Annotated in this window: 20 protein-coding genes; 19 read left to right on the top strand and 1 reads right to left on the bottom strand. The window is 64.8% G+C overall.

Annotation, left to right across the window (positions count from 1 at the left end; genetic code table 11):
• Positions 1 to 1,236, top strand: coding sequence for a VWA domain-containing protein (locus NKJ76_RS08070; RefSeq protein WP_352537157.1), 1,236 nt, complete (start codon positions 1 to 3; stop codon positions 1,234 to 1,236).
• Here NKJ76_RS08070 and tssH read toward each other — a convergent pair whose 3' ends face one another.
• Positions 1,237 to 4,041 (bottom strand): type VI secretion system ATPase TssH, encoded by a 2,805-nt coding sequence (gene tssH / locus NKJ76_RS08065; RefSeq protein WP_352537156.1) that lies wholly within the window; start codon positions 4,039 to 4,041, stop codon positions 1,237 to 1,239.
• 324 nt (positions 4,042 to 4,365) lie between these two features.
• Between tssH and tssA the strand changes: the two genes are divergently transcribed.
• The 18 genes from tssA to NKJ76_RS07975 all read left to right on the top strand — a co-directional run bounded on the left by tssA (position 4,366) and on the right by NKJ76_RS07975 (position 24,497).
• A complete protein-coding gene (tssA, locus tag NKJ76_RS08060) occupies positions 4,366 to 5,544 on the top strand; it encodes a type VI secretion system protein TssA (RefSeq protein WP_023687034.1) in 1,179 nt (392 codons plus the stop codon).
• A 6-nt stretch (positions 5,545 to 5,550) separates the two neighbouring features.
• Positions 5,551 to 6,087 carry a type VI secretion system contractile sheath small subunit gene (gene tssB, locus NKJ76_RS08055; RefSeq protein WP_023673718.1) on the top strand — a complete coding sequence of 179 codons (537 nt, stop codon included), beginning with the start codon at positions 5,551 to 5,553 and terminating at the stop codon, positions 6,085 to 6,087.
• Between the two features lie 3 nt (positions 6,088 to 6,090).
• A complete protein-coding gene (gene tssC / locus NKJ76_RS08050; RefSeq protein ID WP_023682611.1) occupies positions 6,091 to 7,596 on the top strand; it encodes a type VI secretion system contractile sheath large subunit in 1,506 nt (501 codons plus the stop codon).
• Between the two features lie 51 nt (positions 7,597 to 7,647).
• Complete coding sequence (locus NKJ76_RS08045; protein WP_023673716.1) at positions 7,648 to 8,097, top strand: Hcp family type VI secretion system effector; 450 nt, start codon at positions 7,648 to 7,650, stop codon at positions 8,095 to 8,097.
• On the top strand, positions 8,084 to 8,839 hold the full coding sequence (gene tssE / locus NKJ76_RS08040) for a type VI secretion system baseplate subunit TssE (protein WP_023673715.1): 756 nt from the start codon (positions 8,084 to 8,086) through the stop codon (positions 8,837 to 8,839). The genes NKJ76_RS08045 and tssE overlap by 14 nt, the downstream gene beginning before the upstream one ends.
• A gap of 3 nt (positions 8,840 to 8,842) precedes the next feature.
• Positions 8,843 to 10,717: a type VI secretion system baseplate subunit TssF gene (gene tssF, locus NKJ76_RS08035; protein ID WP_023682613.1), complete on the top strand. Its 1,875-nt coding sequence runs from the start codon at positions 8,843 to 8,845 to the stop codon at positions 10,715 to 10,717.
• Positions 10,681 to 11,724, top strand: a complete 1,044-nt coding sequence (gene tssG / locus NKJ76_RS08030; protein ID WP_023673712.1) for a type VI secretion system baseplate subunit TssG — start codon at positions 10,681 to 10,683, stop codon at positions 11,722 to 11,724. Before tssF ends, tssG begins: the two co-directional genes overlap by 37 nt.
• Positions 11,721 to 13,205 (top strand): type VI secretion system-associated FHA domain protein TagH, encoded by a 1,485-nt coding sequence (tagH, locus tag NKJ76_RS08025; protein WP_023834860.1) that lies wholly within the window; start codon positions 11,721 to 11,723, stop codon positions 13,203 to 13,205. The genes tssG and tagH overlap by 4 nt, the downstream gene beginning before the upstream one ends.
• A 3-nt stretch (positions 13,206 to 13,208) precedes the next feature.
• Positions 13,209 to 13,661, top strand: a complete 453-nt coding sequence (gene tssJ, locus NKJ76_RS08020; protein WP_023673710.1) for a type VI secretion system lipoprotein TssJ — start codon at positions 13,209 to 13,211, stop codon at positions 13,659 to 13,661.
• 160 nt (positions 13,662 to 13,821) lie between these two features.
• Positions 13,822 to 15,156 carry a type VI secretion system baseplate subunit TssK gene (gene tssK, locus NKJ76_RS08015; RefSeq protein WP_352537155.1) on the top strand — a complete coding sequence of 445 codons (1,335 nt, stop codon included), beginning with the start codon at positions 13,822 to 13,824 and terminating at the stop codon, positions 15,154 to 15,156.
• A 4-nt stretch (positions 15,157 to 15,160) separates the two neighbouring features.
• Positions 15,161 to 16,486 (top strand): type IVB secretion system protein IcmH/DotU, encoded by a 1,326-nt coding sequence (gene icmH, locus NKJ76_RS08010; protein ID WP_352537154.1) that lies wholly within the window; start codon positions 15,161 to 15,163, stop codon positions 16,484 to 16,486.
• Position 16,487: 1 nt separating this feature from the next.
• On the top strand, positions 16,488 to 20,027 hold the full coding sequence (tssM, locus tag NKJ76_RS08005; protein ID WP_352537153.1) for a type VI secretion system membrane subunit TssM: 3,540 nt from the start codon (positions 16,488 to 16,490) through the stop codon (positions 20,025 to 20,027).
• Entirely contained in the window at positions 20,009 to 20,545 is a 537-nt protein-coding gene (tagF, locus tag NKJ76_RS08000) for a type VI secretion system-associated protein TagF (protein WP_023704809.1), read from the top strand. The genes tssM and tagF overlap by 19 nt, the downstream gene beginning before the upstream one ends.
• Before the next feature lie 5 nt (positions 20,546 to 20,550).
• Positions 20,551 to 21,417 carry a DUF4150 domain-containing protein gene (locus NKJ76_RS07995; protein WP_023682619.1) on the top strand — a complete coding sequence of 289 codons (867 nt, stop codon included), beginning with the start codon at positions 20,551 to 20,553 and terminating at the stop codon, positions 21,415 to 21,417.
• A gap of 3 nt (positions 21,418 to 21,420) precedes the next feature.
• A complete protein-coding gene (locus NKJ76_RS07990) occupies positions 21,421 to 21,870 on the top strand; it encodes a hypothetical protein (protein WP_023682620.1) in 450 nt (149 codons plus the stop codon).
• 18 nt (positions 21,871 to 21,888) lie between these two features.
• Positions 21,889 to 22,368, top strand: coding sequence for a hypothetical protein (locus tag NKJ76_RS07985; RefSeq protein WP_023682621.1), 480 nt, complete (start codon positions 21,889 to 21,891; stop codon positions 22,366 to 22,368).
• 3 nt (positions 22,369 to 22,371) lie between these two features.
• Positions 22,372 to 23,463, top strand: a complete 1,092-nt coding sequence (locus NKJ76_RS07980; protein ID WP_023682622.1) for a DUF2169 family type VI secretion system accessory protein — start codon at positions 22,372 to 22,374, stop codon at positions 23,461 to 23,463.
• On the top strand, positions 23,451 to 24,497 hold the full coding sequence (locus NKJ76_RS07975; protein ID WP_023682623.1) for a hypothetical protein: 1,047 nt from the start codon (positions 23,451 to 23,453) through the stop codon (positions 24,495 to 24,497). Before NKJ76_RS07980 ends, NKJ76_RS07975 begins: the two co-directional genes overlap by 13 nt.
• Positions 24,498 to 24,504: the final 7 nt, after the last annotated feature.

Below are 24,504 nucleotides of genomic sequence, written 5' to 3'. Positions count from 1 at the left end.
ATGGATGACGAAGCCGAAGTGCCCGAACCCGGCCCGGCATCCTCCGATAGCTGGCGCGAGCGCCGCTGGCGGCTGGCGATCGGCGCCGATGACGAGGCTTCCTCCGCCCTTTCCAGTGATGACAAAAAACTGTCTTCGGCGCTCGATGCGCTTTACGGCGACGGCGCCAATGCCGATGCCGACCCGCGCAAGCGGCGCGGCGGGCTCGGCCGCTCGGCGCCACGCGTGGCGCAATGGATGGGCGATATCCGCTCCTTCTTTCCCGCCCAGGTGGTCCAGATCGTCCAGAAGGATGCCTTTGAGCGGCTGAACCTGAAGCAGATGCTGATGGAGCCGGAATTCCTCAAGGCGATCGAGGCCGACGTCAACCTCGTCGCCGACCTGATCTCGCTGCGTTCGGTGATGCCGGCCAAGACCAAGGACATCGCCCGCACCATCATCGCCGACATCGTTGCCAAGCTGATGCAGCGGCTGGAGCAGAAGACCGCCGAGGCGATCCGTGGCGCGCTCGACAAGTCGCGACGCACCAACCGGCCGCGCCAACGCGACATCGACTGGCCGCGCACCATCTCGGCCAATCTTCGCCACTACCAGCCTGAGCACAAAACCGTCGTGCCGGAAAAACTGGTCGGCTTCATGCGCAAGCAACGCCGGCTGGTCGATCTCGACGAAGTGGTGCTGTGCGTCGACCAGTCCGGCTCGATGGCGAGCTCGGTGATCTACGCCTCGATTTTCGCCGCGGTGATGGCGTCGCTGCCGGTCGTGCGCACCAAGCTGGTCTGTTTCGACACGGCCATCGTCGACCTGACCGAAGAGCTCAGCGACCCGGTCGAGGTGCTGTTTGGCGTGCAGCTCGGCGGCGGCACCGACATCAACCAGGCGGTCGCCTATTGCGCCGACCGCATCGAGCGGCCGACCAAATCCCACTTCGTGCTGATCACCGACCTCTATGAGGGCGGCAACGGCCAGGACTTGCTGCGGCGGCTTGCGGCGCTGGTCCGGTCCGGCGTCAATGTCATCGTGCTGCTGGCGCTGACCGATCAGGGCCGGCCGGGCTATGATCCGGCGATGTCGGCTTCGGTCGCGGCACTTGGCATACCGGTCTTCGCCTGCACGCCGGACCTGTTTCCCGACATGATGGCGGCGGCGTTGCGGCGCGAGGATATCGGCGCCTGGGCAGCCGGCGCCGACATCAAGCTGATCCGCGCCGAGACGGAGCCGAGCAGTCAGGCCTGACTATTCGAACGAATAGGCAAACCCGTCAGTGGAAGCGCTGACGGTCACCTTGGTCATCTTCTCGCCGTCGAGCGACCGGTTCAGCACGCCGCGGCTGAGTTCCGGCAACAGCGTGTTGGTGAGGATGGCGTCGATCATGCGGCCACCGGACTCGATTTCGGTGCAGCGCGCCTTGACCAGCGCCATGACGCCGTCGCCGATCACCAGTTCGGCGTCGTGGCTGGCGCGCAGCCGCCGCGCGATCTTGCCGAACTGATGCCGCGTGATGGCCTCGATCATCGAATCCGAGAGCGGATAGTAAGGGATGGTCACGACGCGGCCGAGGAACGCTGCCGGAAAGACTTTCAGCAGTGGAGCGCGCAAGGCTGCATCAAGGCCGTCGAGCCCCGCCCTCACCGTGCCGTTTTGCGTCCGCTCCATGATGACTTCGGAGCCGACATTCGATGTCAGCAGTATCAGCGTGTTCTTGAAGTCGATGCGTCTTCCCTCGCTGTCATCCATCATGCCCTTGTCGAAGACCTGGAAAAAGATTTCGTGGACGTCGGGATGCGCCTTCTCGACCTCGTCGAGCAGGATCACCGAATAGGGTTTTCTGCGCACGGCCTCGGTGAGAATGCCGCCTTTGCCGTAGCCGACATAGCCGGGAGGCGCGCCCTTGAGCGTCGAGACGGTGTGGGCTTCCTGGAACTCGGACATGTTGATCGAGATCAGGTTCTGTTCGCCGCCATAGAGCGTCTCGGCCAAGGCCAGGGCCGTCTCGGTCTTGCCGACGCCGGAGGGGCCGCAGAGCAGGAACACGCCGACGGGCTTTTCCGGCGCTCCGAGCCCGGCGCGGCTGGTCTGCACGCGCTTGGCGATCATCTCCATGGCGTGATCCTGGCCGACGACTCGTTCGGACAAAGTGTCGGCGAGCTTGAGCGCCTTTTCGGTCTGGCTGGACAGCATCCGTCCCGTCGGGATGCCGGTCCAGTCCTGGACCACGGCAGCTACCGCATTGCGGTCGACCGACGGCAGGATCAGCGGCGTCTCGCCTTGCGCCGTGGCAAGCTCGGCCATGAGTTCACGCAGCCGCGCCAGATCGGCGACAGGATCTGACGGCGCAGCTTCGGCAGCCGGCGCTTCGGTCTCGGACGCTTTGGCCTTCGGCTTTTCAGGCTCGGACGTTTCGGCCTTGGGCGGTTCAGCCTTGGGGACCTTGGTCTTTTCTTCGTCCGGCGCTGCTGGTTCGGCATCGGCCTCAGCTGCCGCCACCGCATCTAGCGGGACGCCGTCGCCGCGCAGCCGCGCGCGCAGTTCGAGGATCTCGGCAACCAGCGCCTTTTCGCGCTCCCAGCGCTCCTCGGCGGCGGCGAGCATGGTCCCGGTCTCAGTGAGCCCGGCCTCGACCCGCGCCTGCCGGTCAGTTACTTCGATGCCGATCGCTGCCTCGCGGCCGATGATGCCGCTTTCGACCTCGAGCGCCTGGCGGCGCCGCAAAATGTCCTCGACCTCGGCCGGCGTCGCATGCTGCGAGATCGCGACCCTGGCGCAAGCCGTGTCGAGCAGGCTGACCGCCTTGTCGGGCAATTGCCGCGCCGGGATGTAGCGATGCGACAGGCCGACCGCCGCCTCGATCGCCTCGTCCAGGATCTGCACCTCGTGATGCTGTTCGAGCACGCCGGCTACACCGCGCAGCATGAGCACGGCCACCGCTTCCGACGGCTCGTCGATCTTGACCACCTGGAAACGGCGGGTCAGCGCCGGGTCCTTTTCGATGTGCTGCTTGTATTCGGCCCAGGTGGTTGCGGCGATGGTGCGCAGTTCGCCACGTGCCAGCGCCGGCTTCAGCAGATTGGCGGCATCGCCGGTTCCCGCTGCACCGCCGGCGCCGATCAGCGTGTGCGCCTCGTCGATGAACAGGATGACCGGCGTTTCGGATGACTGAACTTCGTCGATCACCGCCTTCAGGCGCTTCTCGAACTCGCCCTTGACGCTGGCGCCGGCCTGCATCAGGCCGACGTCGAGCATGCGTACGCTGATACCCTGGAGTGGCGGCGGCACGTCGCCCTGGGCGATGCGCAGGGCAAAGCCCTCGACCACCGCAGTCTTGCCGACGCCGGCCTCGCCGGTCAGGATCGGGTTGTTCTGCCGGCGCCGCATCAGGATATCGATGATCTGCCGGATTTCCGGATCGCGGCCGACGACCGGATCGATCTTGCCGTCATGGGCGCGCTGGGTCAGGTCGGTGGCGTATTTGGCCAGCGCGGAGTCCCCGCCCGGAGCTCGCCGCGGCGCCTCCGCGGTGGGAGCCACTGCTGCCGTGGCGCCGGCTTCGAGCGAACCGTCCACCACCTCGGCAAAGCGGGCGATGACCCCGTCGGCGTCGATCTTGTCGAATTCGCCGCTGATCTTCGCCACCAGGCCTTCCAGCACCGGCGTCTTCAGGCAGGCGAGCACGACATGGGCGCTGCGGACCTCCTCCATGCCGAATTCCAGCGTCGCCAGGTTCCAGGCCTCCTGGATGGCGTGAAAGATGTGGTCGGAAAATTCCTCGATCGAGGTGGCGCCGTAGGGCAGCTTGTCGACGGCGCGGGTCATTTCGCTGGTAAGCCGGCTGGCATCGACGCCGGCATCGGCAATGATCATCTGCACATCCGAACGCTCGGACAGCACCAGTTGTTCTATGAAATGGACGAGTTCGACGTAAGGATTGCCGCGCAGCTTGGCGCTGTCGGCGGCGGCCTTGAAGGCGCGCAGGCAGACCGGATTGAGCTTGCCAACCAGTTCCTTGCGTTTGAACCCCTGCGACGACCGGCGCTGTTCCATCGAACGTGCTCCTGCAATCTGCCCGTCGACAGCCTGCCACATAAGCAGCCGCTTGACAAAGCGCTTGATGCAGCCGGCCTTTTCCCTTTGTGGAGAGTCCCGCGCCGCCAAATGCAGACAACCACGATTTTTTCTAATCCTATGCGATGCGCTTCACATACGAGGTTGGCCAAGCACGCCATGAATTGCGCCATCCGAGACGCAGTTGCACCGACATTCATTAGCGCTCGTTAACTTTTGAGCGGATGGCGAATTGTGGGAATATGCAACCGTGTGCTAACGTTGGGTCACGTACGGTTTTAGAGCCGGTCGCCGGGGGTATCTGTGATCGATCTCGCACTCTGGCTTGCTCCGCTGGACGGTGAAAATCCGTCAGGCGAAGACTTGCGCAACGATCCGGCTTTTCATGAGCTGGAGCGGCTCACGGAGCCGCAGGTCAAGGTCGTCCATGACGGGCGCAACAAGCCAGCCGCGCAATCGACCATTCCGGTCGACTGGCCTGCCGTGCTCGGCAAGGCCGAGGAGTTGCGTTCGCATGGCCGCGACCTGCGCCTGCTCGTCATTGTCGCCCGGGCGCTGGCCAATGAAGAGGGATTGGCCGGACTGGCACAGGGCCTGACCCTGATTGCAAGGACCTTCGAGACGCATTGGGAGACGATGCACCCGGCGCTGCGGGCCAGCCCCCAACCACGCGAGGCCGCCTTGCGCCGCCTCAACGCGCTGGCCGACCTGCAGAACGGCCAGGAAGGCCTGCTGGCGAACCTCAGGCAGATGGTCTTCTTCGCGCCGCGTCCCATCGGGCCGATCAGCGGACGCGATCTCGAACAGGGTGCGCTCGACGATCGCGTCATGCTTCAGGAAGCGGCGTCGGGATTGAATGCCACGGAGAAGGCAGCACTGGTCAGCGCGCACGGACAGCTCCTGAACCGGGTGGGCAGCGGTTGTGCCGCCCATCAGGACCAGGCCGGTGAACAGATGACGGCGCTCATCGCCGGGGCGCACGCAGCGATCGAGGCGCTCGACGCGGTCGATGCGGCGCTGAATGCCCGCCTTGACAGCAACGGGGCCGCCGTCCCGGACCTGAAACGATTTTTGCAGCGCGTGCTGACGACGCTGGAACGCAATACGGCGGTCGAGACCACGGAAGAGGCAGCGACGAAGGGGGCGGCCAGCCCGGCTGCTCCCCCGGCAAGCCCGGCCGCGCCGGTCAGAAACGGTCATGGAGCCGAGACGATGGCAAGCTACGCGGAGACCGGTGCGGGGCTCCCGGACAGGATTTCCTCGCGCGACGATGTGGTGAAGTGCCTCGACCTTGTGGTCGCGTTCTACGACCGCACCGAGCCGTCGAGCCCGATCCCGCATCTCGCCCGCCGGGTGCGCAGGATGGTGCACATGGATTTCGTTGAACTGATGGAAGACCTCGCCCCGTCGGGGCTCAAGGAATTCCGGCTGCTCGCCGGCGTTCCCGACGCCAAGAAGACTGCCCAGAAGGATGAAAGGTAGCAACACATGCCAGCCGAAAGCAAAGCGAAGGTCATCGAGCGAAATCGCGCCCCGCGCGTGCAGATCGCCTACGATGTCGAAACCTACGGCAGCCCGACGACGATCGAACTGCCGTTCGTCATGGGCGTGATGGCCGACCTGTCGGGCGCATCGCAGACCAGGGAAGCGTCCAAGACGGTGCTCGACCGTTCCTTTGTCGAGACCGATGCCAACCGCTTCCCCAAATTCATGGAAGCGCTGGGACCCAGGGTCAAGGCGCGGGTGAAGAACACGCTGCCGCAGGCCGAGGGACAGGAGCGCGACGAAGAACTGGCGCTCGACCTGACCTTCACCAAGATGGGCGATTTCGCCCCCGACAAGATCGCCGAACAGGTCCCGCAACTGGCCGAAATCCTCAAGATGCGGCGCCAGCTCGAGGAGCTGCTCGGCTTCATGGACGGCCGCGTCGATGCCGAAAAGCGCATCGCCCAATTGCTGAACAACCAGCCGCTGCTTGGCCAGATCGCCGCCCAGGCGCTGTCCGACGACAAGGGTGAGGAATAGATCATGGCCGAACAGCAAAAGACCGCAGCATCCGTCGCCGAGGCCGAGGCCGTCGATCTCGGCGAATTCAGCCAGCTCTTGGAGAAGGACTTCAAGGTCAAGAAGGACGACAGCGAGAAGCTGCAGCAGCTGGTTCGCAACCTGGCTCTGGCGGCGCAGTCGCGCTCCGAGACGACGACGATTTCGTCCAACTCGATCAAGTCGATCAAGTCGTTGATCGCCGGCATCGACAAGATGCTGACGACCCAGGTCAACGAAATCCTGCACGCGCCGGAAGTGCGGCAGATGGAAGGCACCTGGCGCGGCCTCTGGTACCTCATCAACAATACCGAGACGGATCAGAAGCTGAAGATCCGGGTGATGAACATTTCCAAGGAGCAGCTGGCCGATACGCTCGAAGACTATGAAGGCCAGATGTGGGACCAGAGCCCGATCTTCAAGAAGGTCTACACCGACGAGTATTCGATGCTCGGCGGCGAACCGATCGGCTGCGTCATCGGCGCCTACGAGTTCTCCAACCACCCGCGCGACGTCGGCCTGTTGCGCAACATCTCCGGCATCTGCGCCTCGGCGCACACGCCATTCATCGCCGCCGCCTCGCCACGGCTGTTCCGCATGGACAGCTGGCAGGAACTGCCCAACCCGCAGGACCTGCAGCAGATCGTCTCCAACCCGGCCTACGCCTCGTGGCAATCGCTGCGCGAGAGCGAGGATGCGCGCTATATCGGGCTGACCATGCCGCGCGTGCTGGCGCGGCTGCCCTACGGCTCGGAGACAGTCCCGGTCAAGGGCTTCTCCTTCGAGGAGGAAGTGCAGGGCGATCACAACAAATATGTCTGGATGAACGCTGCCTTCCCGATGGGCGTCAACATCAACCGCAGCCACAAGCTCTATGGCTGGGGCACCCAGATCCGCGGCGTCGAAAATGGCGGCACTGTGCTTAACCTGCCGGTGCACTCCTTCCCGACCGATGACGGCTCGATCGCGATGAAATGCCCGACGGAAGTCGCCATCGACGACCGGCGCGAGGCGGAACTGGCCAAGCTCGGGCTGATGCCGATCCTGCACCGCAAGAACACCGATCTCGCGGCCTTCATCGGCGCCCATTCGCTGCAGGACGATGAGACGCGGGCGGGCCGCCTGGTCGACCCCGACGCCCAGTCCAACGAGCGGCTCTCCGCCAACCTGCCCTATCTGTTCCCGGTCTCGCGCTTTGCGCACTACCTCAAGGCGATTGCGCGCGACAAGGTCGGATCGTTCAAGGAACGCACCGACATGCAGATCTGGTTGACCGAATGGATCAACCGGTACGTGCTGGCCAACCCGGCCTTCGCCGACGACAAGGCGCGCGCCAAGCGTCCGCTTGCCGCCGCCGAGGTGCAGGTCGACAGCGTGGAGGGCCGGCCGGGCTACTACAACGCCCGCTTCTATCTGCGCCCGCACTACCAGCTGGAGGGCATCAATGCCTCGCTCAGGCTGGTGTCGGAATTGCCGTCCGTGAAGACCTGATTGCAGCAACCAAACCTTTGTTTGAAAGCGTGGAGAACGAAAATGCCCACAATGAAGATCGACGGTTTTCTGAAAGTTCCGGATATCAAGGGGCCCAGCACGCGCGACGGCCATGACGACGAGATCGAAATCCATGGCGTCGATTACAAGATGGTCGCGCCCTACGACCCCAATTCCCTCTCGCGCCGAGGCCGCGTGTCGATGGGCATGATCAAGTTCACCAAGCACTACGACAAGGCCTCACCCTATCTGGCCAAGGCCCTGTTCGAAAACAAGGCGCTGGACGAGGTCAAATTCTCCGCTCGGCGGACCATCGACGGCGAGAGCAAGGACTATCTGGTCGTTACCCTGACCGACGCCTCGATCATGGAATACGACATGTCGCAGGCCGATGATGAAGCCGACCTGATCCAGGAGGAAGTCTCCTTCGCCTACAAGAAGATCAAGTTCGTCTATGACGACAATGACGAAGCCGAAATGGATGTCTATGTCGGCAAGTGAGGGGCGAGCAAAGCGCCCTGCCGCCGACAAGGTACAGGCGGGCGGTTCACGGGCCAAGCGCGAGGCGGTACAGCCTTCGCTGTGGGACCGCCTCGTCAACGACCTGCCGGGCCTGAGCTCGGAGATAGACGGGCTCAGGCAGGCTCTGCAGGAGGAGCTTGGCGCAGAGCGCCTGGACGAGCTGCTGGCAGACGGACCGAGGCGCATCGACGCCGATGACGCATTGAACCCCGATCAGAAGCGCCGGCTGCACCGGCTGGCGTTTCAGAACCGGCACCGTGGCGAGCTTGAAAGCCGAGGCATCGTGGTGTCGCCCGATGTGCTGCGCGAGGCCGTGCGGCGCGACATCGAGGCGCTGTTCAACACCGAGCGTTTCGAATCCGCGCCGCTGCTATCCGATCTCGAGGCCGAGCAGATGACCGACAGTCCGACATCGCTGGCCGACTTTCCGGAGGTGCGCCGCAGCGTTGTCAATTATGGCGTGCCGTCCTTCTCCGGCCGGTCGTCGCGCGACTTCGATCGCGATGTTCTGGCACGCGAGATCCGCGCCGTGCTCGCCGCATTCGAGCCGCGGCTGAAGGAGAGCGCGACGAAAGTCACGGTCAACCTCGGCGACAAGACCGGCCTGAAGATCGAGATCGACGCCGTGCTGATCATGACGCCGACGCCCGAGCGCATGCGCCTGCGCACGACGATCAATCTCGACAACGGACTGGCGCGCACCGAGTTCAGGGAAGCCTGAGAGATGGACCGGGTCTTCGTAGAATATTACGAGGAGGAACTGTCCCACATACGCGGGCTGGCGGCGGAGTTCGCCGACATGCATCCGGCGGTTGCCCGCAATTTGTCGCTGGATACGGTGCCGTGTCCCGACCCCTATGTCGAGCGGCTGCTCGACGGCGTCGCCTTCCTCGCCGCGCGCACGCGCCTGAAGGTGGATGCCGAGCGCTCGCGGTTTTCGCGCAGCATCCTCGACGTGCTTTATCCCGATCTCGTCACGCCGGTGCCGGCAACCGCCATGGTGGTGCTGAAGCCCGGCCAGCAGGTGCAGACAATGCTTGCCGGCCACGTCGTCAAGCGCGGCACGCGGCTGGTCTCCAGCCTGCAGGCCGGCCTGTCGACACGCTGCACCTTCACCACCGCGCAGGACATGACGCTGTTTCCGATCGCGATCAGTTCGGTCGGCTATTTCCAGGACCGCAGCGCGCTTGCCGCCGCCGGCATCGGCCCGATCGCCGGCAAGGCCGGCGAAGCGGCACTTCGCATCACGCTGGCGCGGACCGGCAAAGGCAAGCTCGACGAACTGGCGCTCGACCGGCTCGACTTCTATTTCGCCAACCGCACCAAGGCGCCGCTAATCTTCGACGCCATCTTCGGAGTCTGCTCTGGTGTCGGCGCTCGACCGGAAGGCAAGACCAATCCATTGTCGCCGCTACCGCCGCCGGAGATGGTCGGCATTGCCGATGCCGAGGCGCTGATGCCGCGCACGCGGCCGACCTTCGAAGGCTACCGCCTGCTGCGCGAATATTTCATGATGCCCGAGCGCTTCCATTATGGGCGCGTCACCGGCTTGCTGCCGGTCGTGCGCAAATGCCAGGCCGGGCTCGAAATCATCTTCCTGTTCCGGCGTCCGGTGCCCGAACTCGCCGATCTGACGCCGGCGGATTTCGATCTCTTCGCCACCCCGATCATCAATCTCTTCGAGCGCGAGTGCAACATCGTCGAGCTCGACCAGCGCAAGACACGCCAGGTGCTGCATGCCGACCGCACGCGGGCGCGCGACTTTGAAATCTACCGCGTCATCCGCGTCGAAGACGCCGATGCCGAGGGACCCGACGCGGAGATACCGGAACTCTTCAGCCTTGGGCAAAATCGCGGCAGCGGCTGGGTCTATTCGACGGAGCGGCGGCCGCGCCGGCCGACCGAGGACGAGCGGCGCCAGGGCGTGACGCGGACCTCCTATGCCGGCGACGACGTCTTCCTGGCGGTGTCGCGCCCAGTCAACAGTCAGGCCAACCGGCCGCTCAAGCGCGTCGATATCATGGCGCTTTGCACCAATCGCGACCTGGCCATCCTCGACGACACGCCGACCCTGACGCTGGAAGCCGGCGACCCTGTGGAGACGGTCCGGCTGCTCGGCGCATTGCGTTCGCCGCAGCCGGCGATCCCGGCAGCGCTGCCGACCGGCGCCGACGGCGAGTCGCGCGCCGACGACCTGGCCTGGCGGCTGGTGTCACAGCTGGCGCTCAACTTCCTCAGCCTGGCCAAGGAAGGCCGCGGCGTCGATCCGCTGCACGCGCTGCTCGATCTCTATGCCGAGCGCGGCGACCCCGGGCTCGCCCGCAATGTGCGCTCGATCGTGCGCATCGACTCGCGCGCGGTGATCGAAAGGCTGGCGATCGAAGGGCCGATGTGCTTCGGCCGCGGCACGGAAGTGACGCTGCATGTCGACCAGTCGGTGCTGGCGGGACAGAGCACTCTGCTGCTGTCGGGCCTGCTGTCGCGGCTGTTTGCCCGCCATGCCGGCATTAACGGGTTCGTGCGCACGCGCACGCGGTTGCTCCAGAAACAGGAGGATGTGCCATGGCCGATGACGCCCGGCAATCGCTACCTGATCTAGAGCGAGCCGCAACCCTGTCCGAGAGTTTCGACTTTTTCGAACTGCTGCGCCGGCTCGAACGGCAAGGCGGCCTGTTCGGCCATTCCGGCCGGCCGGACCGCGAGCCGGCAAGGCTCGGCCAGAATGTGCGGCTGTCCTTCGCAGTGCAGGACGTGGTGGATTTCCGCGAGCCGACGGACAAGTCGCCGGCACGCGTCACGGTCAACAATCTCGGCCTGCTCGGACCCGAAGGGCCGATGCCACTGCATCTGACGCGCTGGGTGCTCGATCGCCTGTCGCAACGCTGGTATGCCGGCGCCGAGGCGCGGCAGACGAGCGACACGACCTTCGTCGATTTTGTCAATATCCTGCAGCACAGGATGATCGCGCTCTACTATCGGGCCTGGGCGGATGCGCATCCGGCCGTGCAGGTCGAACGCGGTGTCGGCGGCCGCGTCCGTTCCATGCTGGAAGCGATGGCCGGCATCGGGCTGCCGGGCACGCAGGATGCCGAACTCGATACAGTAAAACTTCGCCAGGCCGCCTCGCTCGCTGCCCAAGTCGACGGCCCCGAGCGACTGACGCTGTTCCTGGCCGAAGCCTTCAAAGTGCCGGTGGTGCTGAAGGAGTTCGTCGCGGCCTGGATGACCATCCCCAAGGCGCTGCAGACGCGGCTTGCCGGCAGCTATGCCACGCTCGGCCGCAGCGCCACCATCGGCCCGCGCAGCTTCAGCCGGCAGAGCCGCATCGAGCTGCGCATCGGCGCGCTCAGCTATATCGATTACAAGGCCTTCCTGCCGGGCGGTGAGCGGCTGAAGCTGTTGAAGCAGGCGGTGCGCGACCTGATCGGCGAGACCATCGATGTCGATCTCAGGATCGTGCTTGCGGCAAAGGCAGTGCCGCCGGCGAAGCTCGGCACCGTCCAGCTTGCCCGCACCACCTGGCTGGCGCGACCGGTCGAAAAGGGGGACGCCGACGACATGCGGTTGCGGACCATCGTCGGCTGGCGGGAAGAGGTGGCGGCATGAGCCTGCTTCTGATTCTCGAACAGGGACCACGCGCGCAAGTCACGCGGCAGGCGCGGCTGGACGAGGGCGAGCTGGTAATCGGCCGCAGCGCCGACGCCGACTGGCAGATCAACGATCCCGACATGTTCGTCTCGCGCGCCCACTGCAAGATCACCAGCAAGCAGGGCGGCTATTTCGTCACCGATACCTCCAGCAGCGGGTTGTTCATCGACGATGCCGCCAGCCCGCTCGGCGCGGGAAATACCGCGCGCCTGCAAAGCGGCATGCGACTGCGACTGGGCGACTATGTGGTGTGGGTCGATTTGCAGACGGCGAAGACCGAGGCGCCGGCCTCCAGGCCTTCAGCGCCTGCCAGCAAGCCGGCGGCGTCGCGGGCGCCGGTCAGCCTCGGCGGCGACGATTTCTTTTCGTCCACCACGGAAGAAGAGCCGGGACGGCCACGCCCTGCCAACCTGCCCGATCCATTCGAAAAGCCGGTGCCCGGCGCATTCGCGCGTGCGCGGTCCGATGAACGCAGCTCGCAGGCGTTCGACGATCCGTTCAGCCTCGACCCTGTGGCAACGCCGGTGGCCGAGCCCACTGACAGAAACGGCGCCAAGCCATCGTTCGACGATCCCTTCGGCCTCGACTCCGCGCCGCGGTCGAGAGAGCCGAGCAGATCCAATCCTGAGAAGCTGCCGGCCTACGATGACGGGTTTGGTTTCGGCCCTGCCGGGTCCACCAGCCTCGACGCCGGCGTGACGGATGGCGGTGCAACCGATGCGCCCTCGCCTGCCCCCTCTGCAGCGCCCTGGGATCTGCCAGTCCGCGCGGTCGAGCCATCGCCACCGCAGCCACCGCCTCCCCCGTCTCCACCGCCACCACGCGCTCCTGTCCGCCAATCCGCGGCGCGGCCGTCAGCCGGACCGTCGGACGCGGAATTGCGCGCCGCTTTCCTGCGCGGCATGGGCATGGACGAGGCCGATTTTCCCGGCGGCGATCCGGTGGCCGACATGGAAAAATTCGGCCGCGAGTACCGGCTGATGATGGAAGGGCTGATGCAGCTTTTGCGCAAGCGCGCCGAAGAGAAGGGCAACGCTCGCGTCGCTCAAACGGTGGTTGGCGCATCCGAAGTCAACCCGCTCAAATTCCTGCCCTCGGTCGACGATGCGCTGGTAACCATCCTGGCCGAGCGCAGCCCCGGTTTCCTCGGCGCCGAGGCGGCGATCAAGGACGCGGTGCGCGATCTGGCGCAGCATCACGTTCGCGCCTGGCGCGGCGTGCAAGGCGCGCTCAAGCGCATGATCGACCGCTTCGATCCGGCGGCGATCGAGCAGGAACTGAAGTCGAGTTCGGCGATCGGCAATCTGCTGACCGGCGGGCGCGGAGCCAAGCTCTGGGAGTTGTACCAGAAACGCCACCGTGAAATCGCTCGCAGCGCCGAGACGCGTTTTCTGGGCGAGATCGGCGCTGATTTTCGTGATGCATATGAGGAGGACTGAGACATGATCGACAGACGCGAATTTATCCTTGCCATCGGGGCGACGGGACTGCTGACGGCTTGCCAGAGCGGCCCGCCGAAACCATCCGTCATCACAGTGAATCTTGCCGGCGGCGCCGGCATGAACCCGGGACCGGGCGGCGGCGACAGGCCGGTGACGGTGATGATCTTGCGCCTGAAGAGCACCGGCGCCTTCAACTCGGCCGACTATTTCGCCCTGCAGGGCGGTGCCGGCGCGGCACTTGGCGGCGATCTCATCGGCTCCGACACGGTTTCCGTCGGACCCGGCAAGACCGCATCGAAGACCATCACGGTCGAGCCGGAAGTGGCAGCACTTGGCTTCGTCGCGCTGATCAGGGAACCCGGCGGACGCAACTGGCGCACGACCAAATCGGTTTCGCCGGGATCGAAGTTCACGGTCAATGTGAAGCTCGGCAGCGGCGGGATTTCCGCCTAAAGCGCGTCGCGTTTGAACGGATTCAGGCGACGCGCTTTAGATCTTTATTTTTATGCATGTCGTTCTCTCAAAACCGTGACCACTTTTGAGCGACATGCATGGGCGGCAAAAGTCCGCAAGGCCGCGCCAACGTGATGAGCAGGAAGCAGAGAGTGCCGGCATGAACGATGCAAACAGGGTGCTGTGGTCGGAGGGACTGTTCCTCCGCACCCAGCATTTCCAGCAACAGGACCGCTTCTTCGAAGCGACGGTGCGCGGCGCCTTGCAGGCCGGGCATCTGCATACGTTCGGCTTTCGAACGCTGACGCTCGATCAGGCACAGCTCGATGCCGGCCAGATTTCGGTGCTCTCGGCACGCGGCATCTTTCCAGACGGGACGCCGTTCGCGATCCCCGAGACGATGGATGCGCCGCGGCCGCTGGCGGTGACGCCGGAAATGGGCGCGGGACCGGTGCTGATCGCGCTGCCGCTCGAACCGCCCGGCGGCGTCGGCTTCGACCCCGCTCATGCCGAGCCGTCCGGCGCGCGCTATCGCGGCCGGATCGTCTCGGTGCGCGACGCCGTGCATGGCGGCTCCGATCCCGAGGAAATCGAGATCGCGCGACCACAGGCGCTGTTGCTGGCGCCGGGCACGGCCGTGGGCGGCTACACCGCGCTGCCGGTTGCCGATCTCAAGGGTGTGCGCGCCGATGGCGGCGTGGCCCTGGACGATACGTTCCTGCCGCCGACCTTGGTCATCGGCGCGGCGTCCTGGTACAGCCGCCTGCTGCAGGAAGTGGTCACCGGCGTCGACCAGATCGCCGAGGCGCATGGCAAGATGGTGCTGGGCGGCCCCGGGCGCAGCGTCGAGGATCTTCTGATCCTGAACCTGGTCAACGCCGCGCGGCCGCGGCTGGCGCACATGCTGGCGCAGGACGTGTTCCATCCGGCCGAGGTCTACATGGAACTTGCCGGCCTTGCCGGCTCGATGGCGACCTACGGCTCGAGCGCAAGGCGGCTCGGCGAACTGCCCGTCTATGACCACATGGCACCGGGCCCCGCCTATTCGGCGCTGGCCGACGCGCTGCGTTCGCTGATCCTCAGCCTGCGCTACATCGAGCCGAAATCGCGCGCGCTGCCGGTCATGCGCCATGCCACCAATGTGTGGAAGATCCGCATCGACAACCCGAAACTTCTGGTGGCGAGCCGCATCGTGGTGCGGATCGGCTCCGAACTGTCGGAGGATGCCTTGCGCAAGATTTTCGTCAACCAGGCGACCGTCGGCTCGGCCAGCGAATTCGAAGGGCTGTGGAAATCACGCCTGCCCGGCATTCCGCTAAAGCCACTGCATTCGCAGCCGCGCGAAATTCCCTATGACGGCGACCGGCTGTGCCTCGAACTCGACCAGAAAAGCGAGCACTGGGCCTCGCTGCTCGAAGCGCCCGGTTTCGTGATCGGCGTTTCGGGCGTGCTGCCCAGCGAACCGCAGGTCGACTGCTACTCGGTCAACAGGTGAGATGATGAGCAGGGACGATCCATTCGGACTGTCCGAGGATCGGGAGCGGACGCGCATTCGGCTGAGCGGAGCGCCAACGCCGCGCGCCATGCCGCTGCCGGCGTCAGGGGTGACTGCGAAACGCTCCGCGCGCGCGCATCCGAACGTGCTCGTCAACGCGTTCTCGCCGCTGCTGGAATTTGCACCCGAACTCGAAAACGCGCAGCCGCCGGAGAACCCGGAAGCCCTGCGCACCAGGCTGCTCGACGAACTTGTGCGCTGCCGCGACACCACCATGGCGCAGGGCTCCTCGCTCGAGCGCGCCGACCAGGCCGCGTGGCTGGTGGCTGCGTTGCTCGATGATCTGGCGCTGAATACGCCGTGGGGCGGAGCCAGCGCGTGGCCACGCCAGCCGCTGGTGGTGATGCTGCGCGGCGACGTCGATGCCGGCGCGCAGTTCTTCGCCCGGCTCGAAGAGCTTGAACGCCATCCCAATCGCGACCGCGAAATGCTGGAGTTGCAGTATCATTGCATGGCGCTCGGCTTCCGCGGCAAATATCGAGTGCCGGGCCGCTCCGGCGACCGTTCGCTCAATGCGGTGCGGGTGGCCGCGGCGCGTTTCCTGCGCGACAGCGACGCCGAAGGCGCACCGCTTTCGCCCAACTGGAAGGGCGTGATCGCCTCCGACGAACCGCAGCGCTTCATCGTGCCGATCTGGGTGATGGTTGCGGCGGCGGCGGTGATCGCCACCGCCATCCATATCGGCCTGTCGATGAGCCTGAGCAGCCAGGCGGTCGAGCTTTCGGCGCTGGTTCGCGCCTTGCCGCCGCCGACGCGTACGGATGTCACCCGCGCTTCGCCGAAGGTCGACGCGCCGTCGCCGGTGGCGGTGGATTTCGCGCTGCTGCCGGAATTCCAGGCGGCAGCACCCGACGAGCTCAAGAGAGCGCTGAGCGGCACGGAGAGCGTGTCGCTGGCGCGGCTGGTCATCCAGGCCTCCAATCCCGAACTCTTCCAGTCGTCGCGCGCGCAGCTGACAGACGGCTTCGATCCGCTCATCGCCTCGGTCGCCAAGGTGATCCTCGAGAACCAGGAGCTGATCGGCGATATCACCGTGGTCGGCCACACCGACGGCGTTCCCTTGCAAAAGACCAACCCACTGTCCACCAACCAGCGGCTGTCGGAAGCCCGCGCCGCGGAAATTGCCGATATCCTGATTCAGAACGGCGTGCCGAAGGAGCGCGTGCGCTCCGAAGGCCGGGCCGCCACCGATCCGGTGGCCGACGACGGCACACGCGAAGGCCGGGCCTTGAACCGCCGCGTCGAAGTGCTGGTCGAAAAGAGGCTGTGACATGTTCATCCTGCGCTTCCTCTGGGCGGTCCTGACTTCGCGTTTCCTGTGGACGCTCATCGGCCTGGCGCTGCTGTCGCTGATCATCTGGGTATTCGGCCCGATCGTACGGGTTGGCGACTATGTGCCGATGGCGTCGGAGACGGTGCGCATCGTCATCATCGCTCTTCTGGTGATCTTCTGGCTGATCTGGCTGATCGTCGCGCAGCGCCGCGCGATCCGCGCCAACCGCATGTTCGTCGCCGAGATTTCCGCCCCGGTCGAGGAAAAGCGGCTCAGCCCGGGCGAGGAAAACGTCGCCGCGGTCGGCGCCAAGTTCCAGGACGTCATGGTCGAGTTGAAGCGCCGCAAGCTCGGCGGCCGCAAGTTCCTGCGCGAGATGCCGTGGTATGTGATCGTCGGCCCGCCGGCGACCGGCAAGACGACGGCCTTGCGCCAATCCGGCCTCAACTTTCCGATCGACCTGACCGACGATCTGCAGGGCATCGGCGGTACCCGTAACTGCGACTGGTTCTTCTCCGAAAACGCAGTGATGATCGACACCGCTGGCCGCTATGTCCAGCAGGAAAGCCAGCCCGATGTCGACGCCGTGGAATGGCTGGGCTTCCTCGACCTGTTGAAGAAGCACCGTGGCCGCCGGGCGCTGAACGGCGTCATCGTTGCGCTTGGGATCGACGCGCTGTCCGAGGGCGACGAAGCCGTCAAGGCGCATGGCCGCAAGATCCGCAGGCGCCTGGCCGAGCTCGAAGAGCGGCTGGAAATCCGCCTGCCAGTCTATCTGATGCTGACCAAGGCCGATCTGATCAGAGGCTTCGAGGCCTTCTTCGGCGGCCTGTCGACGGCGGCGCGCGAACAGGTATGGGGGACGACCTTCCCGCTCGATGCACGCGTCGACGCCAAGACGATCGCGGGCGAAATCACGACGCTGTCGAGGGAGCTGGAAAAGCGACTGGTGCCGCGGCTGGAAGACGAGGACAAGCTGGCCGAACGGGCCGAGATCTTCCGCTTTCCCGCACAGCTGCAAAGCCTGTCCGAGCCGATCCAGGTGCTGGTCGAAGCGATGTTCGGCGAGAGCCGCTACGAGGAGGCAGCCTGGCTGCGCGGCCTCTATCTGACCTCGGCGACCCAGGAAGGCGCGCCGATCGACCGGCTGACCGCGGCGCTGGCCTCCTCCTTCGGCCTGCCGGCACGACGCACGATGCCGGCGCAGCGCTTCGAGAAGCGCAGCTTCTTCCTCAAGAACCTTCTGACCGAGGTGATCTTCAAGGAGGCCGGGCTTGGCACCTTCGATCCGCTGGCGCAGCGCCGCCGCAGCTGGATCTGGCGCGGTGCCGCCGCTGCCTGCGCGGCTGCGGCCATACTCGCCGGCGGCCTGTTCACCTGGTCCTACTACGACAACCGCAACGCCATCGCCGCGCAAGCCGGCCAGTTCGAAGCACTGCAGGCGCCGCTGACGTCGACCGCCGCGACGCCCGCCTCGGTGCTGCAGCCGGCTATGGACGTTGCGCTGACCGCCATGGACGAAGTCGTCAATGCCAGGACTGCGCCTCCGAACAAGGCGCAGGACCTGCTCGGACCATCGGCTTCGGCCGAGATGATGCGGGCGCAGACCGACACCTATGACCACGCTCTGCGCAACGTGCTGGAGCCGCGCATGGTGGCGCTGCTCGAAGCGATCATGTGGCGGCAGATCCGCGATCCGGACTTCATGCTGGGCGCACTCAAGACCTACCGCATGATGACCGGCCTGTCTCAGATGGACTCCGACTTCGTCGAGAATTGGTGGGTGAACGACCTGCCCGAATTCGCGCCGGCCGCGCCCTTCCCGACCGCCGATGCGGAAGAACACCAGTTGGCCGCGATCCGGCGCATGGCGGTCGACGACAGCTACATCGCGCCCGACCAGGCGCTGGTCGCCGAAGCGCTGAAAACGGTCTGCACGATCTCGCTGCCGGCGCGGGCCTACAAGCAATTGCTGGCCGATCCGGCGGTGGCCGGATTGAAGGAATGGATCCCCGCCAATTTCGCCGGGCCGAACGGCGCCAAGGTGTTTTCGCGACGCTCCGACAAGACGCTGCGCGTCGGCATATCAGGCGCCTTCACCTATGACGGCTTCCACGATGCGATCCTCGACCGGGTCGAGGATGTCGCCGCCCAGGCGGCACTCGACCGCGCCGTGTTTGCCGGCGGCTGCTCGGAAAATTCCGAGACGTCGGTGTCGGCGCTGTCGGAAGATATCCTGAAGCTCTACTATGACGACTATATCGCGCAGTGGGATAGTTTCCTGCGCGACATGCGGCTGGCGCCGCTGAGCGATCTCAACATTGCCAGCGAGAATCTGAAGGATCTTTCCAGCGCCGATTCCGCGCTGAAGCGGCTGTTGACGGCGGTGGTCCAGGAGGTCGACCTCACCCGCTCGGACGACGCGCCGGCCGGTGACGACAAGGCGGCGGCGAAGGGCGGCTCGAAACTGCTGGGCAAACTCGGCAAGCTTGGCAAGATCGTCAAGACCGGCGCCAAGCTGCTGCCGCGCGCAGGATCGGCCAGCGAAGTCGACCTGACCGGCACGTTGGTGGCCGAGCACTTCAAGCCGCTCAAGAGCACGATTGCCGAGGTCGACGGCCAGCCGCCGGCGCTCGATGCCGCGGTCGTCGCGCTGACGGCGCTGTCCAACGTGCTGCAGACGGTGACCGCCAATCCCGACCCGCAGGACGCGATCAAGAAACAGGGCGGGCTTGCCGAACTGACCGGCGCCGTCGCCCGCCAGGCGCAAATCCTGCCCGACCCGGTCAACACCTGGCTGAGCGGCATTGCCGGCGACACCAGCGGGTTGACGCAGAAGGCCGTGGCCTCCGAGCTCAACGCCATCTGGCGTGCCGACATCCTGCCCTTCTGCCAGGCCGCGCTCAACGACCGCTATCCGTTCAGCCCCGACAGTGCCGTCGACGTCAACGTGCGCGACTTCGCCCGCCTGTTCGGACCGGCAGGGATGATCGACGGCTTCATCAACGACCATCTGATCGGCTATGTCGACACCTCGGCGCAGCCTTGGAAATGGCGTGCCGATTTCGGCCTCGACCCGTCCGCACTTGCCGCCTTCGAGCAGGCGCGGCGCATCCGCGACGATCTCTTTCCCGGCGGTCAGGGCCCGGTGATGGCCTTCACGCTCGAGCCGACCGACCTGTCGCCCAACGTGACCCGCGTCACGCTCAACCTCGACGGCCAGAACCTGGTCTATTTCAACAATGCGACGCGGCCGCAGCCGATGACCTGGCCCGGCAAGGACGGCACCGGCGTCATCTCGCTCGCCTTCCAGCCGATCGACGGCTCGCCCGAAATCATGCTCAACGAGACGGGAAGCTGGGCGTGGCTGAGGATGCTGCGCGGCGGCCGCTTCACCGGGACGTCGCTGTCCGATGTCTACAGCCTGCGGCTGGGGACGAAAGGCATGTACGCCGATTTCAAGCTCAAGGCGGCGAGCGTGGAAAATCCCTACAACCTCCAGATGTTCAAGAAATTCTCATGTCCGCCGCAGATCTGAACACCGGCTTCTTCGGCAAGATTCCGGCGACCGGAGATTTCGTTGCCGTAAACCTGCCGCGGACCTTCATCGACCGCTGGGACCGCTGGATGTCGATGGAGTTGCGCGAGAGGCCAGACGAGGGGGAATTGGATTCGCGTGTTTGGCGCTTCATCGTCAAGAGCGGCATTTTCGGCGACCGGCCCTGTGCCGGCGCATGGCGCATGAGCGAGGACCGCGTGGGACGCCGCTATCCGTTCGCGATCATCGGGATTGGGGCTACACCGGCACCTGACGATGCATGGTTCGACGGCGTTGCGTCAATCGTTGATGAAGCGGTCGAATTGCAGAGGACGCAGTCCTGGATAGCCGAAGGCTTGGCCAACCTTGCCGCGCCCAGCAACAGCCATGGCGATCCGAACCGGATTGGCTTCTGGCTCGACGACTGGTCGGTGCATGAGTTCGCGTTCTCGGATATTCACGACCTGGCGGCCAACGCCCTGCCGAAAATGCGCGCCCCGCGCCCTGAGACGGAATAGCTCTGATGGGCAGCACAGTCTTTGCTGAAGGCATGGGCTTCTTCCACAAAGGAAGCGGCGGCAAGGGCGTGGCGCCGGGAGATGTGTGCTTGAGCCCGCCTTCCCCGCCGGCAGGCCCGGTTCCGGTTCCATACGTCAACATGCTGTCTTCCAGCGATCTCACCAAAGGCAGTAAGAGCGTCAAGATCGAAGGCAATCCGACCGCGCTCGAAAGCTCGTCGGAGGTTGCGACCAGCACCGGCAACGAGCCGGCCACCCAAGGCCTCGGCGCGGGGGTCATAACGCACAAGATCAAGGGCAAGGGAGTGTTCAAGCTCTGGTCGTTCGTCGTCAAGGTGGAGGGTAAGGGTGTCTGCCGCCATGGCGACACCATGGAGCAGAACACGGCAAGTCCACTCCCGAACACCATCGATACCGCCGCCTTGGTCAACTTCCGCAATGCTCTTCTGGTGAAAGAGAAGAAGAAATGCACGACCGATTATTGCTACGACGATCATTACACCCAGCCAACAGGCCCGCAGAAAGCCAAGGTTCAGAACCGGCCATGCTGGGAATGCAAACGTAACCTTGACAGGTTGAAGAAACGCACGACCGGCAAGAACAAGACCGCGATCAAGCGACTGGAGGCCAAGGTCAACCGGCAAATTTCGGGGAAGGAAGCCCCGCTGATCGCCGATCACCAGCCGACGCAGAAGGCAGCGTGGTACGCGGGTGGATGCAATATAGAGATCGTCCCACAAGGCTTCAAGGATGCGATGAAAGCGCTTTACGTCAGGCCGCATTGCTCCAGCCACAGCAACAGCCAGCCGGGCCGGCAGTCGAAGGTGGACAACAAGGCGATTAGGAAGTTCATGAACGCTCGGGGGATCTAGGCGATGAGTGCAACGGGTTTTGCCGATCTCGACGCTGACTATACGGCGATAATCGATGCGTGGACCGCAGAGCTCCACGCCGTCATGCCGGCGATCGAGGAATGGTGGGGCGCACTGCAGCAGCGCCTGAACGCCTCCGGTGAGAACATAGCCAATCTGCATTGGCCCGCCGGGCTGGTGGCCCATCCACGGATTCTGGCGATCTACCGCAAGCACTACTTCAAGGTTCACGGCCTGAACCTTGAACGGTACGCCCGACAGACCGATGATGACGACGAGGACGATGAATCGAACTGGGGTGAGGATGGCGACGAAGCGGACGCCAGCGGTCCCGTGCCGCCCAATCTGCTGCTGGTCGAAATGATGTCCGAATACGACACGGAACTATTCAAGTACTTCAAGTACTTCGTCTATGTCCCGATCGGCGAGGATCCATCTCTCGAAATGTGCTGAGGCTAGAAGAAGATGGCAATGCGGATTGATCATAGTGTCGAACTCGGCCTGAACCGGCTTCTCAACGCACCCCAGGACGTTGTCGGTCCCGATCATGGAATCCGCCTTTCGCGCCGCGAGGCCTCTGCTGCCTATAGGTCCCTGTTCAAGGCCTACCTCGCTGACTTGCAGGAGACGTTCGAGGTGGCTTCCGAGATCTGGGAAGCTGGCCTCGACGAACTGGTCGATGGCGGCCTGACCGTCAATCAAGCGATCACGGCCCAGCTGGATGATGCAGCGGCCGGCCCGGCGAATCATCCGGCGGTGGTGTGGCTCGTGCGGGAATACTGGCTGCGATGCGTTGCGGTGGGGGAAACGCTGCCCGCGGCCGACCGCCTCGCGCCTGAGGTGTTCCTGCTGCAATGGGTCGTCGATGAAGGCAACAAGGAATATGTAGAACTGCTGACGGCCATGCCCTATTGGCCGATCGGGCTTGATGAAAACGGCCGGTGGTGCTGAACGATGGCCTTCGATGTCTGGCTGGAAAACAGGACACCCTTCGCCGCCGCGACGCACGTCCAATTGAATGCTGACGGCCAAGAAACTCTGATTGTCATGCTATCGGCAAGTTTCACGGCGACGGATGAAGGAAAGGAATTCCAGCCAGCGGCCGAACAGGTGCCGGTGATCTTTGGCGATGAGCCTTTTGGCGATCCGGCCCTTTCATCGACCCGCTACGAAGCGGACATCGCGCCCGTCAAGCCTGGCGCCGAGGTGATCGTGAATGGCGTCGCGCACGCGCCGGATGGAAGGCCGGTACGCGAGATGCAGGTTGGCCTGCGTGTCGGTAACTCGATCCGCAAGGTATTGCAGGTCGTCGGGGACCGGATCTACGACTCCGGCGGCTACAGCGCACCGGCGCCTTTCCGGACCATGCCGATCGTCTATGAACGCACCTATGGCGGCACTTTGGAAGACTTGCGCACGGACCAGCGCAACCCAGTCGGCGTGGGGTACCATAACGCCCGGTCTGCAGATCCTGCGGTCAGAACCGAGGCGCCCAACGTCATGTATCCGGGCGAAGCGCAAGCCCGACCTGGGGAATCCCTGAGGCCGGCGGGATTCGGGACGATTGGCCGGGGCTGGCAACCGCGCCTGGCTTTCGCCGGAACCTACGACAAGGCTTGGCTCGAATCCCAATGGCCGCTCGCTCCCAAAGACTTCGACACGCGGCATTATATGTGCGCCCCAGCCGATCAGCAGATGGCCGGCATCGGCAACGGCGAGGATATCACGGTGATCGGCATGACGGCTTCGGGCAGATGGGATTTCCGCCTGCCGCGCATCACGGCCCCGCTTCGGCTCATTTATGACGATCGTGTAGAAGAAAACGCGTTCAAGCCTGACACCGTGCTCATCGAGCCTGACTTGAAGCGCGTGACCCTTAAGGCTCGTTTGGCAGTGGTAATCCGGCGCAACGTGCCGGCGCTGCGGGAAATCGCCTTCGGCCACATTTCTCCTGTTTGGATCAATGCGCGCCGCAAGCGAAAACTCTATCTCAATCTTCTCGGCGGCGACGGGGCCCTGCGCGATCGCTCGGCGTGGCAGCCGTGAAGCGGCCGCTCTACATCTCGGTTGGTGGCGCCGTCACGCCTGCTGGATTGAACGCGCGCCAGACCATCTCAGCCATTCGCGCCAACCTGTCAGCATTTCAGGAGGTGCCTCTTTCAGAGCCGTTTCCCACCACACAGATCGTGGCACGCATTCCAGCCAAGGCGGGCCTGCGACGCAATGACGGGGTATGGCTCGCCAGCATGGGCGCCCGCGCTCTCAAGGAGGCGATGCTCGACAACAAGGCAACGCCGGACCAGACCGCTGTTCTGCTCGCGCTGCCGGAGAGTTTCCGCGACCATCCGGCGTATGAAGAGGTCGAGCGGGGGCGCCTTTTGAATGCCATTTTCGAGCGATGCGGCCTGCGCTTCAATGCCGGCTCGCGGGTATTTGACGGCGGTGCCGCAGCCAGCGCCGGACTGCTCGACTATGCCGGCGACATGCTAGAATCCGGGACCGTCGCGCAGGTGCTGCTGGGTGGTGTGGACAGCCTCGTCAACGGGACCGACATTGCGCGCTTGATGCGAGCCAATCGTCTGAAATCCGAAAACAATGCTCAAGGGGCAGTCCCTGGCGAGGGCGCTGTCTTCGTGCGCCTGACGCGAGCGCCGGGGAGCGGGCCGGCTGCAATGATTTGCGGGGCGGGCCTGGCTCAAGAGATCGACAGCGTTCTTTCCGAACGCCAGAGTCAAGGCCGTGCGATGGTGGCTTCGCTGCTTGCTGCCTTCAGCGGGTCCGGACCCAAGGAACCCGATATCGAGTTCCTTGTCAGCAATGGAAACGGGGAACGGTACAGCGGGCTCGAACAACTGGTCGGTCGCTCGCGCTTCTACCGCACGCACCGCGAGATATTCCCGACAGCCTACCCTGCGATGACGGTCGGCGACATTGGAGCCGCTAGTGCGGCACTTGTTCTGATGCTGGCGGCCGACAGTTTTATAAGCGGTTACGCGCCGGGCCGCGTCGCAGCCTGCGAGCTTGCATCCGAGGGTGGCAACCGGTCGGCGATCGCGCTTACCGACCTCCGCCAACGCTGAACGGAGG

Origin of the sequence: Mesorhizobium sp. M0029 (genome assembly GCF_040323735.1) — a bacterium.
Taxonomy (GTDB): domain Bacteria; phylum Pseudomonadota; class Alphaproteobacteria; order Rhizobiales; family Rhizobiaceae; genus Mesorhizobium.
This window is presented reverse-complemented; position numbering and strand designations above follow the sequence as displayed.

Bases quoted from the DNA above. Each gene is read 5' to 3' on its own strand.
- NKJ76_RS08070 (WP_352537157.1), top strand. From the start codon at position 1: ATGGATGACGAAGCCGAAGTGCCCGAACCCGGCCCGGCATCCTCCGAT.
- tssH (WP_352537156.1), bottom strand. From the start codon at position 4,041: ATGGAACAGCGCCGGTCGTCGCAGGGGTTCAAACGCAAGGAACTGGTT.
- tssB (WP_023673718.1), top strand. From the start codon at position 5,551: ATGCCAGCCGAAAGCAAAGCGAAGGTCATCGAGCGAAATCGCGCCCCG.
- tssC (WP_023682611.1), top strand. From the start codon at position 6,091: ATGGCCGAACAGCAAAAGACCGCAGCATCCGTCGCCGAGGCCGAGGCC.
- NKJ76_RS08045 (WP_023673716.1), top strand. From the start codon at position 7,648: ATGAAGATCGACGGTTTTCTGAAAGTTCCGGATATCAAGGGGCCCAGC.
- tssE (WP_023673715.1), top strand. From the start codon at position 8,084: ATGTCGGCAAGTGAGGGGCGAGCAAAGCGCCCTGCCGCCGACAAGGTA.
- tssF (WP_023682613.1), top strand. From the start codon at position 8,843: ATGGACCGGGTCTTCGTAGAATATTACGAGGAGGAACTGTCCCACATA.
- tssG (WP_023673712.1), top strand. From the start codon at position 10,681: ATGGCCGATGACGCCCGGCAATCGCTACCTGATCTAGAGCGAGCCGCA.
- tagH (WP_023834860.1), top strand. From the start codon at position 11,721: ATGAGCCTGCTTCTGATTCTCGAACAGGGACCACGCGCGCAAGTCACG.
- tssJ (WP_023673710.1), top strand. From the start codon at position 13,209: ATGATCGACAGACGCGAATTTATCCTTGCCATCGGGGCGACGGGACTG.
- tssK (WP_352537155.1), top strand. From the start codon at position 13,822: ATGAACGATGCAAACAGGGTGCTGTGGTCGGAGGGACTGTTCCTCCGC.
- icmH (WP_352537154.1), top strand. From the start codon at position 15,161: ATGAGCAGGGACGATCCATTCGGACTGTCCGAGGATCGGGAGCGGACG.
- tssM (WP_352537153.1), top strand. From the start codon at position 16,488: ATGTTCATCCTGCGCTTCCTCTGGGCGGTCCTGACTTCGCGTTTCCTG.
- tagF (WP_023704809.1), top strand. From the start codon at position 20,009: ATGTCCGCCGCAGATCTGAACACCGGCTTCTTCGGCAAGATTCCGGCG.
- NKJ76_RS07995 (WP_023682619.1), top strand. From the start codon at position 20,551: ATGGGCAGCACAGTCTTTGCTGAAGGCATGGGCTTCTTCCACAAAGGA.
- NKJ76_RS07990 (WP_023682620.1), top strand. From the start codon at position 21,421: ATGAGTGCAACGGGTTTTGCCGATCTCGACGCTGACTATACGGCGATA.
- NKJ76_RS07985 (WP_023682621.1), top strand. From the start codon at position 21,889: ATGCGGATTGATCATAGTGTCGAACTCGGCCTGAACCGGCTTCTCAAC.
- NKJ76_RS07980 (WP_023682622.1), top strand. From the start codon at position 22,372: ATGGCCTTCGATGTCTGGCTGGAAAACAGGACACCCTTCGCCGCCGCG.